The sequence below is a fragment of the Acinetobacter modestus genome, assembly GCF_014636095.1.
GTDB classification, from domain to species: domain Bacteria; phylum Pseudomonadota; class Gammaproteobacteria; order Pseudomonadales; family Moraxellaceae; genus Acinetobacter; species Acinetobacter modestus.
Window position 1 is genome coordinate 664,813 of the sequence record NZ_BMDV01000002.1, and the last position, 15,689, is coordinate 680,501.

Below are 15,689 nucleotides of genomic sequence, written 5' to 3' on the forward strand. Positions count from 1 at the left end.
CTGATCAATCTGCCGTTAAATTACGGCAGATTGATTTTTGTGAGTGTATTTAGCATAAGCCAGAGCAATTAATAAGATTGCTAATCCCCCTAAACTCAGTACAAACCCAGCCCAGATCGGTGCTAACCAACCCATATTATGGCTAAGTACCCATCCTCCAAGAAATGCGCCTAAGGCATTGGCTAAATTAAATGCGGAATGATTTAATGATGCCGCTAATGTTTGTGCATCGCCTGCGATGTCCATTAAATGTGTTTGTAATGCGCCACCTAATCCAATCACAGTGAAACCAATTAGAAATAAGGCTGTAATCGCAGTATAGAGATTAGACATCATAAAACTTGCAAGTACAAAGGCGAGTGCAGAACTCACCAAAATTCCAATCATCGTTTTAAATAGGCTTTTATCTGCCAGCCAGCCAGAAACGAGACCTCCAATCACCATACCAACGCCCCAAATGGCTAGTGCAATCGGGACGATACGAATATCGGCATGTGTATATTCAGTTAAAATTGGAGACACATAACTATAAACAGAGAACATACCGCCAAAACCAACTGCACCCACGGCAAGTGTTAGCCACATATTGATGTTTTTTAGACCTGCCAATTCCGCTTTAATACTGGCCGTCTTTTGAAGTGGAATATTAGGAACGAAAAGGCTGACACCGATTAAAGTAATAAAAGCAATCACGGCAGAAAACTCAAAACCAGATTTCCAACCAAATTGCTGACCAAGCCAAGTTGCAATAGGAACACCAATCACATTGGCAAGGGTGAGTCCCATCATTACTTGTGCAATCGCGGTCGCTCTACGTTGTTTTCCTGCCAATTCGGCTGCAACTAATGCTGCTACACCAAAATAAGCACCATGAGGAAAGCCTGCAATAAAACGAGATATCAGCATAGCTTCAGATGTTGTTGCGAAGGCAGTGGCGGCATTTGCTAAACCATAAAATAACATCAAGCTGAGTAATAGCGTTTTACGCGGTACTTTAGCTCCTAAAATTGCAATAATTGGTGCGCCAACCATAACACCAAGCGCATAGGCGCTAATGAAATAGCCTGCATGTGGAACACTGACATTTAAATCAGTAGCGATTTCTTGAATCAACCCCATAGCAACAAATTCAGTCGTTCCAATACAGAAACTACCAACTGCCAAGGAGAAAATAACGAGAAAAAGAGAGAAATTAGGTTGAGGAGATAAATTTAACAACTGTTTTAATCAGAACATAGAGAGATCTAAATTATAACCATCAAGATACTTTAGATCTTAAGCTTATCGTATTGATTGTGCATATTTGTCAGATTTTGTAGAGCCTTTCAGCTATACATTTAAATAATTGAGTGAATTTGAGAGATCGTATTTTCTATAGTCTTTATCAGTTGTAAAGATTATTTTTTTGTTGGAACAGATATTTTGAGATAAATGGCAAGAAACTTTGCTAAATATGCACATTGTTGAGCAAAGTAACTGATAATTTTTGCTAAATTATTAGCAAAGTCTGCATGTTCAGAAGCAATCTTTTGATGATGAATTTCATCTTTTTGGATATCTAATACTGCATGATGAATCTCAATATCTTTTTCTTTGAAGAAAATTGCAGCTTCATCTAGTTCTTTGTTTACAATATTTTCAATGCTTGCAGTACTGATCCAAATTGCATTTCTACCCAGCAATCCAATCAATAATCCATAAATTATTCCGCCTGCGCACCAGAGTATAGAGGGTAAGACAACAGCATTTTTGTATTGAGCAAAAAAATAGCCGAACAAGTTAAAATGTTCAGTTTCATGTTGATGCATTTCATCTAGCGTTTTAACCATGTCTTTAAAAAATAGCTTAGCAATCAGTCTATGACCGTAGTAAACCCCAGTTGCTCCTTTTTCACACGCATGAATGATTCTTAGTTGGGTTTCAATTTCTTTGTACATGCTCATGGTTTATCTTCATCATTATTATTGTTTTGAAAATATACAGTGCTTGGGTATCTATGAGCAATCAAATAATTGAATTATCTGATAAAAAACGTTTAAGATTCACCACATTTGCATTAAGTCATTGGCTTTTGCTAATTTTTATAAATAAGAACATAAGCTTAAATCGATATAGTCATGATTCTAATTGTGAGTACATTTCATCTCATTAAACAATAATAAAATAAAATTCATAGTGAGACACACTCATGAATAACATGATAGGATGAATTAAATTCAATTGTGGTGATCGTTGTGTTAGAACTTCGTCATTTAAAAACATTAATTGCACTGCGTGAGCATGGTTCATTGGTTGCGGCTGCGACAGATCTATGCCTAACTCCTTCAGCAATTTCTCATCAATTAAAAGAACTTGATCATTGGTATGGTGTAGAAGTTGTTAATCGCCGTAGTCGTCCAGTAAGTTTTTCCAATGTCGGCGAGCGTTTACTTCGACTAGCAGATGATGTGTTACCTCAGGTACAGATAGCACAAACGGATATTACTCGTATTGTGCATGGACAAACGGGGAGAATTATTTTTTCATCCGAATGTCATAGTTGTTTTGACTGGCTGATGCCTTTATTGAATCAATATCGCCAGCAATATCCAGATGTCGATTTAGATTTTGCAGCGGGTTTTGAGTCTAATCCGCATGAATTATTGCAAAATGCTGAGTTCGATTTATTAATCACTGCTGATCCAATTGCACTCAAAGGGATTGAATACTTTCCGATTTTTGAATACGAGTCACGTTTGGTACTATCAACGACACATCCATTGGTGCGTAAAGAAAAAATCCTAGTTGAAGATTTGGCTGAACAAACGTTGATTACTTATCCAGTTGATAAACATCGTTTAGACATCATGGCGCATTTATTCATTCCAGCAAATATTCAACCTAAGCATATTCGAACGACTGATTTAACGCAGATGTTAATTCAGTTGGTTGCCAGTGGGCGTGGTATTGCGGCTTTACCTGACTGGGTCGTTAATGAATATGAACAAAAGGGATGGGTTGTCAGTCGTCGTTTAGACTGTGTGTCGCCTCAAGGATTGAGACGCACATTATATGCAGGCTACCGTACTGAAGATAAGGAGAAGAATTACTTTGAAGGTTTCATCAAACAACTGGAAAAATTTTCTCAGAAACGTACGCTGTATTACACTGTTTAAAAACATTATTTATTTATTTGGGTTTAATAGACAGTTTTGTCTATTAAACCAATAACTTGACTTAAGAGAAATAATTCGCACAATTGAGCCATGCAACTGCGCTTGTTCAAAAAATGCCAAAACAATCCCCCTTATCGAACAAACAATTAATGTCTGTCATCGAAACTCAAACTGCTATTGCAAAATTGGGTGTCGATTTACACGCGGTAATGACGCTAGTTGCGAATCAAATTCAAAAACTGGTGATTTCTGCAACAGGAACAATTGTTGAGTTGGCTGAAGACGATGAAATGGTCTATCGAGCTGTTTCAAATAAAGCTGAGCATCTATTGGGTTTGCGTCTGCCATTGAATAAGAGCCTATCAGGTTTATGTATTTCACAAAAAACAACCTTGTATTGTCGTGATAGTGAAACCGATGCTCGAGTTAATCATGAAGCTTGTCGGCGTGTCGGACTGCGCTCGATGGCAGTTGTACCATTATTTTATGAACAGCAGGTGATTGGTGTAATCAAAATTTATTCTGATCAGATAAATGCTTTTCATGAAAAGGATTTATCTCTTCTAGGATTGATGTCAGATTTGATCGCGGCTGCAATGTACCATGCTACAAAATTCAGCGACCAAGAGTTGTATAAGCTTGCAACACGAGATCACTTAACAGGTCTAGCAAACAGAGCATTATTTTTAGATTCTTTAAGACTGAAATTGCAAGAAGCAAAACAATTTAAAGAGCAGTTGGCCGTTTTGATCGTAGATATGGATGGTTTGAAATTAATCAATGATCAGTTTGGACATCGGTATGGTGATACGGCACTGATTGAAATTGCCAAACGACTTTCACAGAACATTCGCAAAAATGATTTAGTTGCTCGGTTGGGTGGAGATGAGTTTGCGATTATTCTACCTTCTGTAGAAAATTATGATGTAGCTAAACAAATGACTGTGCGTTTGGTTGATGCATGTAGCCAACCGTTTAGTTTTGAAAATATTTATCTAAAAATTGGTGCGAGTATTGGTTTAGCAATATACCCACATGACAGTTTAGAGTTACAACAGTTGATTGATGTTGCTGATTTGAATATGTATGGTGAAAAGAAAAAACGTAAATTGTCGCTATCTTAACGATTGATGATTAATTTGCTGTATTAGTATTAATTAAATTATTGAGAATGAATGTGTTTTTATAGTGAAACGGGCTAAAGACAAAATATCTTGTAGCCCGATCATCTGATGCTTAAGCCAACTTTTTATATGTACCATATTGATAAGCAATTTGTTCATCCCAAAATTGCTGCCATAAGTCACAATATTCTAAGCACATTTGGCGAATCGCACTGTAATCAGATTCAACGCAAGCTTGAGCAAGCACGAACCATAAATCATCTTCATGATCATCATCAGCAGCTTCGGCTGTTTCATCATGCGATACACCGTGAACGTAGTAATATCCACTATCTACATCAAATCCAACAGCATTGGTTGCTTGACGTAAAGCTGGGCTAAATAAAATTACTTCTTCTTCAGCAACGGCTAGAAGAGCTGAAACTGCCTGATAACGGTCAAAAGATTTTTCTAAGTAGTTGCGTACTTGTTGAGCAATAAGGGACGGTTGGTAATCATTACGCTCAGATTGAGTCAACTCAAAGTCATCCAGCACATCTTCAAAGAGAGGATAGTGTGCATACTCTGGATTTCCAGCATAGTAACCATCCTGATCAAAACCTGGACGGAAGCCAAACTCATCTAAGATATTGAGATTAAGTAAGAAGCGAGGATACATTTTAGAGCCAGATAGCAAACGCGGCTCTAATTGCTTCGTTTGGAACTGTGCCATGAGCAATGCATCAGTAAACACCTGAACAATCGCATGACGATATTCTAAATGAATGTGCTTCAATGTTTCTTTATCAATTACACCATCATTTAGCATCTGAATTGCTGGATGAGTTGAAACAGGATGATTTGAAATCTCTGCTCTTAACTCTTTCAGAAAATTCAAATTCTTGTTCCATAATTCTTCAGAAATACTATTTTTCATTCCGTCTATAGCTTTCTGTCTAGGGTCGTTAAAGTTTTCAAATTTTTTTGGCATAGTCTTGTACTCAATGAATTAATATTATTGCTTTTCCAATTATATAGTGTCGATTTGCTTTGGTTGCTTTTGAATAACTATTAGTTCAACCAAATATCTTTTTATTGGATGACCTAAATATAAAATGATTTTTTTGTGAAATCAATTTATTAAACAATCTAAAAAATAATAAGAAAGATTATTAATTAACTTAACTGATGTAAAAAGGTGATATAATTCACCATATATTTTAATTTTTTTTAAATAGAAATTTTTTTTTACAAATAAGCTTGTTAATCATAAGTTTTTTGCTTAATTTATATGAGGGTATATATAAGAAATTCGCTTAATATAAATATACATAGGTGCCAGAAACTTCCAGCATTTAACTATGTCTAAATAATTAATTAAGCTTTTTGATAAAATTTAAAAAGGATAATAAAATGTCAAAAAAAGAAGATATTATTGCAACGGCTCTGAATCTTTTTAACCGCTATAACTACAGCTCAGTAGGGGTAGACCGAATTATCAGTGAGTCTGGCGTTGCCAAGATGACTTTTTATAAGTATTTCCCTTCAAAAGAGAACCTCATAGAGGAGTGCTTGTCTAGGCGTAATAAGAGTATTCAAGAAGCGATTGAAAAAGAACTTAGTATACTTAACGAAGATGATTATTTAGGCAAAATTAAGGCAGTCTATTTTTGGCATGTAGCTTGGTTTAATTCCGATGATTTTCATGGTTGTATGTTTCAAAAAGCATCACTTGAAGTATTACAACAATATCCGTCTATTATTCGACCAATCATTGAATATAGAGAATGGTTAATGCAATTATTAGAAGGTTTTTTTGAAAAAGCTAAAGTTTTTCAGCCTCATGTACTAACTTCAATGTATATTAATATTTTAGATGGTATGACTGCTTATGCTAAAGTAAATAAAGACCATACACAAATAGAAGAGTGTTGGTATTATATTGAAAAATTGATTAATTTAGATGCAGCTTGATTAGTATTTAATATTGCTAAATAGTTTATTTAGAATTTTAAAATATTTATTATAAAAAATAAACCGAGGTTTATAACCTCGGTTTATTTGTAGTAGTTTGTTTCTATTTATTTTTCAACGAATGCACGTTCAATAACATAGTCACCCATTACACCCATACGCGGTGATTCAACTAAACCATGTTGATCAAGTAATGCTGCAACGTCTTTTAGGAATGCAGGGCTACCACAAAGCATTGCACGGTCAGTTTCACGATTGAAACGTGGCAAACCAATTTTTTCAAATAATTGACCAGATTCAATTGCGGTTGTAACGCGACCTTGGGTATGGAAAGGTTCACGTGTCACAGTTGGATAGTAGATTAATTTATCTTTGATACCCAATTCTTCAAAGAACTCATGGTTTGGTAGTTCATTTAAGATTAAATCTTGGTATGCAAGCTCTGATACATAACGCGTACCATGAACCATGATCACTTTTTCAAATTTTTCATATGTTTCGGGATCACGTAATAAAGCCAAGAATGGTGCTAATCCTGTACCTGAAGATAACAGATATAGGTTTTTACCTGGCAATAAATCATCATGTACAAGAGTACCTGTAGGTTTTTTAGAAATAAGGATTTCATCGCCCACTTCTACTTTTTGTAAAATAGATGTTAAAGGACCATCTTGTACTTTAATTGAGAAGAATTCGAGTTCTTCTTCATAATTCGCACTCGCAATCGAATACGCACGCATTAAAGGCTTACCATTCACTTCAAGTCCGATCATGACAAACTGACCATTTTTAAAACGTAAGCTTGTATCGCGCGTGGTTTTAAAACTGAAAAGCGTGTCATTCCAGTGGTGAACATGAGTAATGCGTTCAACGTTAAAAGCAGCCATTAAAGGTCTCGATCACAGTTAAAAGAAACAGATTGCTATTCTAATCTAAAATCATTCTCTATAAACTGAATATATTTAATTGTGTTTATAAGAAAAAGTGATGAGTAATTCTGTGGTCATGCCGATCATCGGTTATATGCATTCTCCTTATCAGGAGAAATTTGGTATTCCACGACAGCCAAATTTGGTGCAGGTAGAGTCCTATATAGAGTTGTCAGAACCTTATAATGATCTTTCGGCATTTGAGGGAATTGAAGACTTCAGTCATTTATGGTTATTGTGGCAATTCCATGATAATAAAAATACTGATAACTCCTTGAATCAAATGTCTAAATTTCGTCCACAAGTGCGTCCGCCTAGATTAGGAGGTAATCAAAAAATTGGAGTATTTGCAACGAGGAGTATGTATCGCCCATCTCCTATAGGTTTGTCGGTCGTTCGCTTTTTACGTGTTGAAAAATATGCCAAGAGTGTTCGAATATATGTGATGGGAAGTGATTTACTCAATAAAACTCCAATTTTGGATATTAAACCTTATATCCATTATTCAGATGCAGTGATGAATGCAGTCAGTGGCTATGCGCAAGAGGAGCCGATTCGAAAGCGTGTTCTATGGAGCGAATTAGCACAATCAATTAAGCACAAGTTAATTCAAGAGAATGATACTCAGTCGAAAATCTTTGACGAGTTAGAACAAGTCCTATCTTTAGATCCACGGCCTGCTTATCATGATGATGCGAGTCGAATTTATAAAATGAAGTTTTCCACGTTCGATGTGAGCTTTAATGTTAATGATGACAAGATCAACATATTAAAGCTTGACGCTATCAATTAGCATCCATATTAGTGCTGTTGCATCCAGAGCATGATAATTAGTACAGTCATATGTATGATTTGGGCTGGAATAAAAGAAAGAGCATATTTATACCCTCCTGTTAGCGCAGCGTTGATACTTTTCGCTAAAGCATGAGCAGCGAGTCCAATCATTAATGCAATCATAAGTGTTGTTGCCTGAACGGTATCAGGCTCTGCTTGGACAACGATTGCAGCAATCGCCGCATGTATTTCAAAAAGAGATGCGATTAATGTACCTAAAATCAGACCTGAACTACCAAGCCAAAGGTTGAGAGCATATACCGCGGCTTGAATTGCTGATAAGGCAAAAGTAATAATGATGGCATTTTTGAAGCTGAACATGCGGCTGCTATCATTGGTTGCGATTGTTTCACCATCGCCAATAGATGTCCGCATCAAATATAAAGCCCAAATAGATAGAACGATGGTTGAAATGATAGTTGGCAAAAATATGATTTTGAACCAAGCCAAGCTAATGCTTGCAACAATAATGAGCATTTGAATAAGCGTAGACACGCAGGACATCAAGGCAGCACCAGCATTTACATGAGGGTTCGCACCATTGTTACGAACTTCCATACCCAGATTTGCGATAGTTGCTGTGCTTGAGACAAAACCAGATGCCAAAGCAGAAAATACGATTGCATTTTTTGATGATAGAAGTCTTTTGGCAAAATGTGCTAATGCTTGTACAAATAGTATGAGGCTTAATAATTTCAAAATTGTATAGGGATTTAATACTGGTCCCCAAAATGCTTGGTTAGGTACTAAGGGCAGTGCAATCAGTATTAAAGCCAGTAGTAGCACGCCATCCCTTAATTCACTTTCATTAATCCACTGGTTTGCGAGCCCGTGAAGTGATTGTTTCGCAAAAAGTAGAATGGTCAGCGTCACTGCAAGCCCAGCAGCTAAATTGATATTCCATATGCAAACAGCACCGATAAAATAGGTCATTATGAGTGCAAGTTCAGTAGTCACACCAGGATCATCGGGTTGACTTTTAAGTGATGCAATACTTATAGCACCAATTAAAATTGCCCCCGTAATTCCTATTTCTAAATTAAATAAAAAGCACAGTGTTCCTAAAAGAGAGCTAATTGCAAAGGTTCTAAAACCAGCAAAGGTTTTGGTCTTATGCTTCGCTTTGCTTTGTTCCCGTTCTAAGCCGATCAATAATCCACAACCGAGCGATACAGCAAAGATCATCATTAACTGACTCAAAGCCGTATTTTGTATTGATAAATCAAGTAAATCAGTCATGTCATATCCTTTCGCTTAGAGGATCATCGTTATTGTTTGGGCAAAATTTAGTTGAATTTATATACTTTAAAATTGCATAAATGCATCGCTTTATCTTAACCCTTTTTGCTTTTATGGCTAAGTCATCTATATGTTTTTTAAAGTGCATTTAATCAATATTGAGTCATGAAATGATCTGGGAGATTTCAATAAATCTCTGTTATATTATAGAAATAGCTTGGGGTATAACAATGACGTTTAATTTTCAAATCGATATTTTTTGGTGCTTAGAACAATTACAAAAAGATGGACGAATCAATGAACGGGATAAATTATTAGTACAAACAACACATCGTCAAAAAGATGAATTGAAGTGGCATCCTTTACAGTGGGTTGCAAAATTTAATCTGAAAGATCAATTAAATCCAGAAACCATTTTAACACTCAATCGTCTATGTCTATGGTTGGCTGAAAAATCGCATGTTCCTTTGTTTGTAATTGATCCTCTAAAGGCGGATGTGACGGCATTAACCAGTGTTATGTCTCAAGAGTTTGCAGCCCGAAATCATATTTTGGCAGTAGAAGTTCACTCTGATCGTATTTTAATCGGTACAGATCAGCCATTTATGATGGAATGGAAAAATAATTTAGAAAGAAGTTTGAGTCCCAAAAAAGTTGAAGCTGTGCTATTAAATCCAGAACAGCTACAACGTTATTTGATTGAATATTATCAAGTTAGTCGAGCGGTGAGTTCTTCTCAAGGCACAAGTGCTTTTGACCGTGACAATAAGGGGGTCGAAGCTTTACTGCAATTAGGCGATACACAAAACCCTGATGCCAATGACCAGCATATTGTGAAACTCGTTGATTGGGTATTGCAATTCGCGTTTGAGCAGGGTGCAAGTGATATTCATTTGGAGCCTCGCAAAGACAAAGGCAAGGTGCGTTTTCGTATCGATGGTGTATTACATACAATTTATAATATGCCTGCCAATACACTTACAGCAGTGATTTCCCGTATTAAAATTTTAGGTCGCATGAATGTTGCGGAAAAACGTAAACCACAAGATGGACGTTTAAAAACGCGAACACCGAAAGGTCAAGAAACCGAGTTACGTCTTTCTACACTTCCTACGGCATTTGGTGAGAAGCTGGTCATGCGTATTTTTGACCCAGAAGTCTTAGTACGTAGTTTTCAACAATTGGGTTTTGAAGGGCATTTATTACAGAGTTGGCAGCAACTAACACAACATAGCCACGGGATTATTTTGGTGACGGGGCCAACAGGTTCAGGTAAAACGACAACCTTATATTCATCTTTAAAGCAATTAGCAACAGAACAAGTGAATGTTTGTACCATTGAAGATCCGATTGAAATGTTGGAACCAAGTTTTAACCAGATGCAGGTGAATCCAAATATCGAACTTGGTTTCGCCGATGGTGTTCGCGCACTGATGCGTCAAGATCCTGACATTATCATGGTTGGAGAGATTCGTGACCATGACACTGCAAATATGGCGATTCAAGCAGCATTAACAGGACATTTGGTTCTTTCGACTTTGCATACTAATGATGCACCTTCAAGTCTGACCCGTTTACATGATTTAGGCGTACAGCCATTTTTAACTGCAGCAACGATTTTAGGTGTTCTAGCTCAACGTTTGGTGCGCCGACTTTGCCCGCTTTGTAAGCAAGAAACGGCAATTAATGAACAAGAGTGGGAGCATCTTACTTTCGATTATATGATGGATATGCCAACGACGATGTATAAAGCAGTTGGATGTGAAGCATGTCGCCATACAGGTTATAAAGGCCGTGTAGGTATTTATGAATTTATGCCAGTAAGTTTAGAGTTAAAGTCTATTATTAGTGCTCATGGCACACTGAATGATCTGAAAGCACAATCCAAGAAAGAGGGTGTTGAGCCACTGCGGATTGCAGGTGCACGCAAAGTCATTGAAGGTGCAACCACGTTAGAAGAAGTATTGCGTGTTGTCCCTTTGAGTTAAGCAAATTATTGATCTTCAGATTCACCTCATCTTCATTTGTTTTAATGACTCTATAGAAATCAAGCAACGAAGATGAGGAATCAAATATGAATATCTTTTCTAAAGTTATGGTGATTGCTGGTTTAGTGGGTACCACAACATTTGCAATTGCAAACAGTGGTGCAGTTAACCAACAGGCTCTCGCTCCAACTCAGGTAATCACAGTAAAACAAGCATTGACGTTAAAAGACGATACCCCAGTGCAATTGAAAGGTTATGTAGTCAAAGCGACTGGAGATGAGAAGTATCAATTTAGTGATCAGACGGGGATGATTACGGTCGATATTGATGATGATCTATGGCAAGGAAAACCTATTTCAGCTAAAACGCCAGTCACTATTATTGGTGAGATTGATATTGACTATAAACCGACTAAGCGTGTTGAAGTCGATGTCGATCAAGTTCAGTTTTAAATCGTAACTACTAATAAAAACCACATGACGCTCATGTGGTTTTTTGTTTATCCTTTAATTAAATTCTAAAAATAGAAAGAGAACAATCATTTATGCGCATTTTACTAGCGGAAGACGATGCTTCACAGGCAGAAAGCATTAAAGACTGGTTAGAAATGGATGGTTATAATGTGGATTGGGTAGAACGTGGCGATCACGCGATTTTGGCAATAGAACAACATCATTATGATTGTCTCTTGTTAGATCGTGGTTTACCTCAAGCCTCTGGCGATGAAATTGTTAAAGTAATTCGCCGTCAAAATGCGCAAACCCCCGTTATTTTTATTACTGCAAGAGATCATATTCAGGATCGAGTCGAAGGTTTAGACTTAGGCGCAAACGATTATTTGGTTAAGCCATTTAACTTAGAAGAATTGTCTGCCCGAGTGCGTGCTCAGTTACGCCAACATCAAGCCCGAGCGGGGCAATATTTGATTTTTTCAGATTTACAGCTTGATCCACAAACAAAAACACTAACCAAAGCCGAACAGCCAATTAATCTAACTGCTAAAGAATTTCAAATTTTGCATAAATTAATGCTAAAACCTAATCATATTGTAACTCGGGAACAACTTGAAGAATCCCTTTATGCGTGGGGGGACGAAATTGAAAGTAATGCAATTGAGGTTTTTATATATCAGATTCGTAAAAAAATTGGTGGGCACTATATCAAAACCATTCGTGGTTTAGGTTATCGAATGGATCAGGAATAAGCTTATGAAAGTCGTGTCTTTGCAAACTAAACTGCTAAAGACCTCGTTAATCAGTTCGATTGTTGCAGGTTGCATGGCATTGCTACTATTTGTAGTGATTTCAATTTATCAAACCATGCAAGTGCAAGATGAAATCATGGATGAGATTTCTGATATGTTGTTGATCTCTGATTTAACTAAAACCTCTGGTCAGCAGATTGATGAGTTAAGTGATCAGTTCGATATTGAATACCGTCTGAGTAATCACCAACAGGTATTAACACAGTCTAAAGATTTTCATCTTGATCAATCGTATTACAAGCTCATCTTTAAAACTGCTGATCATTATGGCTTGATTTGGCAAGATCAAAAGTTATGGCGTAGTTATATTGTCGATGAGCCTAATTCCAATTTAGAGGTTATGGTATTACAAGCATTAGATGAGCGGTTTAATGAGTTACTTCATAGCTTTATGAGCTACTCATTCATTTTAATACTGGTGTGGCTACTGCAATGGATTATTTTACATTTCTTGATTAAACGTCAATTCAAAATTATTCATCAATTATCTACCAAAATATCAGCAAAAAATGCGAATGATCTAAGTCCGATTCAGCCCAGTGTTGTTGAGTTAAAAGAGTTACAACCGATGATAACGCAACTCAATAATTTATTGCGCCGTTTAGATCAATCGTTGCAGGCAGAGCAACGATTTACAGCCGATGCATCGCATGAATTACGTTCTCCTTTGTCCGCTATTCAAATGCGTTTACAACTTTTACAACGCAAATATCCTGAGCATGCTACAGATTTTAGACAAATGCAGCAAGATGTAAATCTAGGCATTCAGACCTTGGAAAACCTACTTTTGTTGGCGCGGTTAGACCCAGAACATGCTGAAAATTTGCCTAAAACATGTATCAATTTACATACAGTTATTGATGAAGTTATTCAAGCTTTAGAGTTATTTGCTAATCAAAAGTCGATTCAGTTACATCTAGAATTTATTGGAAATGAAAATCACACAATTCTTGCCAATCAACAGTTACTCTTTACTTGTATTCGAAATATTGTTGATAATGCAATTCGTTATACGCCAGAAAATGGGCATGTTTACATTACTTTAAAGAAACAATCTTATTTAGAACTAATTGTAGAGAATGAGGGAGAAGGATTGAAAGAGGAGGTTTTTGAGCGCTTGGGTGAACGTTTTTATCGTGCTTTAGGGACTAAAACTCAAGGCTCTGGTCTAGGACTCTCAATTTGCAGAAAAATCATAGAATTACATCATAGTAAAATAGTATTTTCACCATCTGAATATGGTGGACTCAAAGTGAGTATTCAATTAAATACGGTCTAATTTGATCAAACAAAAAAAGCAGTACGCGCTGACATACTGCTATTCCCACGTTTATTATTATGCGGTTGTTATTATATTACTTCGTTAAAATCAGACGATTATTACGAGTTAAACGCAAGCGGTATTCTTCACCCGCATGCATTATGCGTATTTCCCGACCTAAGGCAAAAAGATTATTGGAATGCAACATTGGCAATGATTGAGCTGCATCTGTACTACGTGTAAATAGGTTAAATGGTGCGTTCATTTGTTATGCTCCGTGGTGTGTTTTTTAATGATTTAAATGATAATCATTATCGAATAGACCTGTCAACGTAAATTTCAAGAATTTACAAAATCATTGATTATTGATGTTTTTAGCATGTGAAATTGTTGTTAAATTCATTAAAATTGTTGTGAAAAAAATAGAGATATTAAACTGTTATGGCAAAAGCTATTGTTGACGTTGCGATCGCAATTTTATTGCATAAATCTAAAGTGTTAGTGGGTTGGCGACAAGCAGATCAACATCAAGGTAATAAACATGAATTTCCTGGTGGAAAAGTCGAACTAGGGGAATCACCTGAACAAGCTTGTCGTAGAGAGATTTATGAGGAAGTAGGCATTGGTTTAAAAGAGTGGCATGCATTTGATATTATTTGTCATGAATATGAAGATGTTATTGTTAATTTACATCTTTTTCATGCACACGTACCTGAGGAAATGCTCAATCAAATTCATCAACCTTGGACTTGGTATCAACGCGATCAACTAGCGAGTTTAAACTTTCCGAAGGCAAATGCTGTAATTCTGGAACGCTTAATCTGGTCTCATTTGATTAAGATCAGTGATCAAATTGATGCTTTACCACATCATAACTTTCAAATGTATTGGCGCATTCAAATAGCTGAAGTTGAAAAGATTGAGCAGCAGTTAGAGCTTTTAACTGATGAACAATTACAAAAAATTATAATCAATACTGATATTTATCAAAATATTAACATAGTTCTACAGTCTAGAGTGAAGACAATTCATCTTAAACAATCACAATTAATGGCACTTAAAAAAGGTGAATTGATTGTTGGTAAACGTTTTATTGCAGCTTGTCATGATGCTGTTTCATTACAACATGCACAGCATATAGGTTGTGATGCAGTATTTTTGAGTCCTGTGAAAGCGACTGAAACACATCCAAATGCAAAAGTATTGGGTTGGAATGACTTTGCTGCATTAGCTCAGCAAAGTGATATTCCAGTTTTTGCTTTAGGTGGTGTAGCACCTGAAGATTTAGAACAAGCCCAAAAACATCATGCTTATGGGCTTGCTGGGATTCGTCAATTTAGTTCAATTGATTGATCAAACTTTTTATAACGCTTGAATGGCTTTTTTAGCTTCTTGGGCTTTTACTGGATGATTACGTGCTTCGCTTGCTCGGAGCACAATAAACCAAAGTTGTTTTTTCATCGAGTTACTTTGCGCATAGCTTAAACCACGACGTGCCAAAGCTTCCGCATTCGCATATTGTTTGCGCTGGTCTGCAATCAGGGCCAAATACAAATAAGTTTCGGTCGCTTGGGGAGCAATACGTTGAGCTTGAAGAGCATAACGTTCTGCTTCCGCAAGTTGCTGTTGCTTATAAGCAACTTGGGTTTTTTGCATTAATGTTCTAAATGCTGGTAATTGACTCCCATCATTGAACTTTTGCTGTACTTTTTGCTCAGGTACAATCACTTGTACGTTTTGACGCTTTATTTCTTTCTGCTCATACGGCGTAATTTTTACATTCGACGCGGGCGGAGCAGTTTTCTTTTTCTGCGTGTTTGACGTACTTGGCGGTTCTCCCAATTTAATTACCACTTTTTTATTTGGAGGCGGTGCTGAATTACAACCTGCAAGCAGCAATACACCAATCACAATCGTTATTTTCTTCATCATGTCCAATCAT

Annotated in this window: 16 protein-coding genes; 9 read left to right on the forward strand and 7 right to left on the reverse strand. The window is 36.6% G+C overall.

The window, feature by feature from the left end; translation table 11 throughout:
• Positions 1 to 15: 15 nt before the first annotated feature.
• Together IEV17_RS07410 and IEV17_RS07415 are read right to left on the reverse strand one after the other, a co-directional pair.
• Positions 16 to 1,218, reverse strand: coding sequence for an MFS transporter (locus IEV17_RS07410; protein WP_004661870.1), 1,203 nt, complete (start codon positions 1,216 to 1,218; stop codon positions 16 to 18).
• Positions 1,219 to 1,397: 179 nt separating this feature from the next.
• Positions 1,398 to 1,943, reverse strand: a complete 546-nt coding sequence (locus IEV17_RS07415) for a demethoxyubiquinone hydroxylase family protein (protein WP_004661871.1) — start codon at positions 1,941 to 1,943, stop codon at positions 1,398 to 1,400.
• 291 nt (positions 1,944 to 2,234) lie between these two features.
• Here IEV17_RS07415 and IEV17_RS07420 point away from each other — a divergent pair, with 291 nt between their 5' ends.
• Together IEV17_RS07420 and IEV17_RS07425 are read left to right on the forward strand one after the other, a co-directional pair.
• A complete protein-coding gene (locus IEV17_RS07420) occupies positions 2,235 to 3,155 on the forward strand; it encodes a LysR family transcriptional regulator (protein WP_034601773.1) in 921 nt (306 codons plus the stop codon).
• A 113-nt stretch (positions 3,156 to 3,268) separates the two neighbouring features.
• Positions 3,269 to 4,279 (forward strand): sensor domain-containing diguanylate cyclase, encoded by a 1,011-nt coding sequence (locus IEV17_RS07425; protein ID WP_005215888.1) that lies wholly within the window; start codon positions 3,269 to 3,271, stop codon positions 4,277 to 4,279.
• A 112-nt stretch (positions 4,280 to 4,391) separates the two neighbouring features.
• Here IEV17_RS07425 and IEV17_RS07430 read toward each other — a convergent pair whose 3' ends face one another.
• Entirely contained in the window at positions 4,392 to 5,249 is an 858-nt protein-coding gene (locus tag IEV17_RS07430) for a heme oxygenase-like domain-containing protein (protein ID WP_004661874.1), read from the reverse strand.
• Between the two features lie 422 nt (positions 5,250 to 5,671).
• Between IEV17_RS07430 and IEV17_RS07435 the strand changes: the two genes are divergently transcribed.
• Positions 5,672 to 6,232, forward strand: coding sequence for a TetR/AcrR family transcriptional regulator (locus IEV17_RS07435; protein WP_004661875.1), 561 nt, complete (start codon positions 5,672 to 5,674; stop codon positions 6,230 to 6,232).
• Positions 6,233 to 6,339: 107 nt separating this feature from the next.
• On the opposite strand, the gene IEV17_RS07440 is transcribed toward IEV17_RS07435, so the two are convergent.
• Positions 6,340 to 7,119, reverse strand: coding sequence for a ferredoxin--NADP reductase (locus IEV17_RS07440; RefSeq protein WP_004661877.1), 780 nt, complete (start codon positions 7,117 to 7,119; stop codon positions 6,340 to 6,342).
• Positions 7,120 to 7,237: 118 nt separating this feature from the next.
• Between IEV17_RS07440 and tsaA the strand changes: the two genes are divergently transcribed.
• Positions 7,238 to 7,954 carry a tRNA (N6-threonylcarbamoyladenosine(37)-N6)-methyltransferase TrmO gene (gene tsaA, locus IEV17_RS07445; protein WP_004661879.1) on the forward strand — a complete coding sequence of 239 codons (717 nt, stop codon included), beginning with the start codon at positions 7,238 to 7,240 and terminating at the stop codon, positions 7,952 to 7,954.
• An 8-nt stretch (positions 7,955 to 7,962) separates the two neighbouring features.
• Here the strand turns inward: tsaA and IEV17_RS07450 are convergent, their stop codons facing one another.
• Positions 7,963 to 9,234, reverse strand: coding sequence for an MgtC/SapB family protein (locus IEV17_RS07450; protein WP_004661881.1), 1,272 nt, complete (start codon positions 9,232 to 9,234; stop codon positions 7,963 to 7,965).
• 230 nt (positions 9,235 to 9,464) lie between these two features.
• Between IEV17_RS07450 and tfpB the strand changes: the two genes are divergently transcribed.
• The 4 genes from tfpB (at position 9,465) to IEV17_RS07470 (ending at position 13,765) form a co-directional block, all read left to right on the forward strand.
• Positions 9,465 to 11,222, forward strand: a complete 1,758-nt coding sequence (gene tfpB, locus IEV17_RS07455; RefSeq protein ID WP_034601299.1) for a type IV pilus assembly ATPase TfpB — start codon at positions 9,465 to 9,467, stop codon at positions 11,220 to 11,222.
• Between the two features lie 86 nt (positions 11,223 to 11,308).
• Positions 11,309 to 11,674, forward strand: coding sequence for a NirD/YgiW/YdeI family stress tolerance protein (locus IEV17_RS07460; protein WP_004661885.1), 366 nt, complete (start codon positions 11,309 to 11,311; stop codon positions 11,672 to 11,674).
• Between the two features lie 92 nt (positions 11,675 to 11,766).
• Positions 11,767 to 12,426 (forward strand): response regulator transcription factor, encoded by a 660-nt coding sequence (locus IEV17_RS07465; protein ID WP_004661886.1) that lies wholly within the window; start codon positions 11,767 to 11,769, stop codon positions 12,424 to 12,426.
• A gap of 4 nt (positions 12,427 to 12,430) precedes the next feature.
• Positions 12,431 to 13,765 (forward strand): sensor histidine kinase, encoded by a 1,335-nt coding sequence (locus IEV17_RS07470; RefSeq protein ID WP_004661887.1) that lies wholly within the window; start codon positions 12,431 to 12,433, stop codon positions 13,763 to 13,765.
• Positions 13,766 to 13,841: 76 nt separating this feature from the next.
• Here IEV17_RS07470 and hemP read toward each other — a convergent pair whose 3' ends face one another.
• On the reverse strand, positions 13,842 to 14,012 hold the full coding sequence (hemP, locus tag IEV17_RS07475; protein WP_004661888.1) for a hemin uptake protein HemP: 171 nt from the start codon (positions 14,010 to 14,012) through the stop codon (positions 13,842 to 13,844).
• Positions 14,013 to 14,188: 176 nt separating this feature from the next.
• Here hemP and IEV17_RS07480 point away from each other — a divergent pair, with 176 nt between their 5' ends.
• Positions 14,189 to 15,100, forward strand: a complete 912-nt coding sequence (locus tag IEV17_RS07480) for a thiamine phosphate synthase (protein ID WP_004661889.1) — start codon at positions 14,189 to 14,191, stop codon at positions 15,098 to 15,100.
• Positions 15,101 to 15,109: 9 nt separating this feature from the next.
• Here IEV17_RS07480 and IEV17_RS07485 read toward each other — a convergent pair whose 3' ends face one another.
• The gene (locus IEV17_RS07485; protein ID WP_004661890.1) at positions 15,110 to 15,679 is read right to left on the reverse strand and encodes a tetratricopeptide repeat protein; all 570 of its coding nucleotides are present in this window, start codon (positions 15,677 to 15,679) and stop codon (positions 15,110 to 15,112) included.
• Between the last annotated feature and the right edge of the window lie 10 nt (positions 15,680 to 15,689).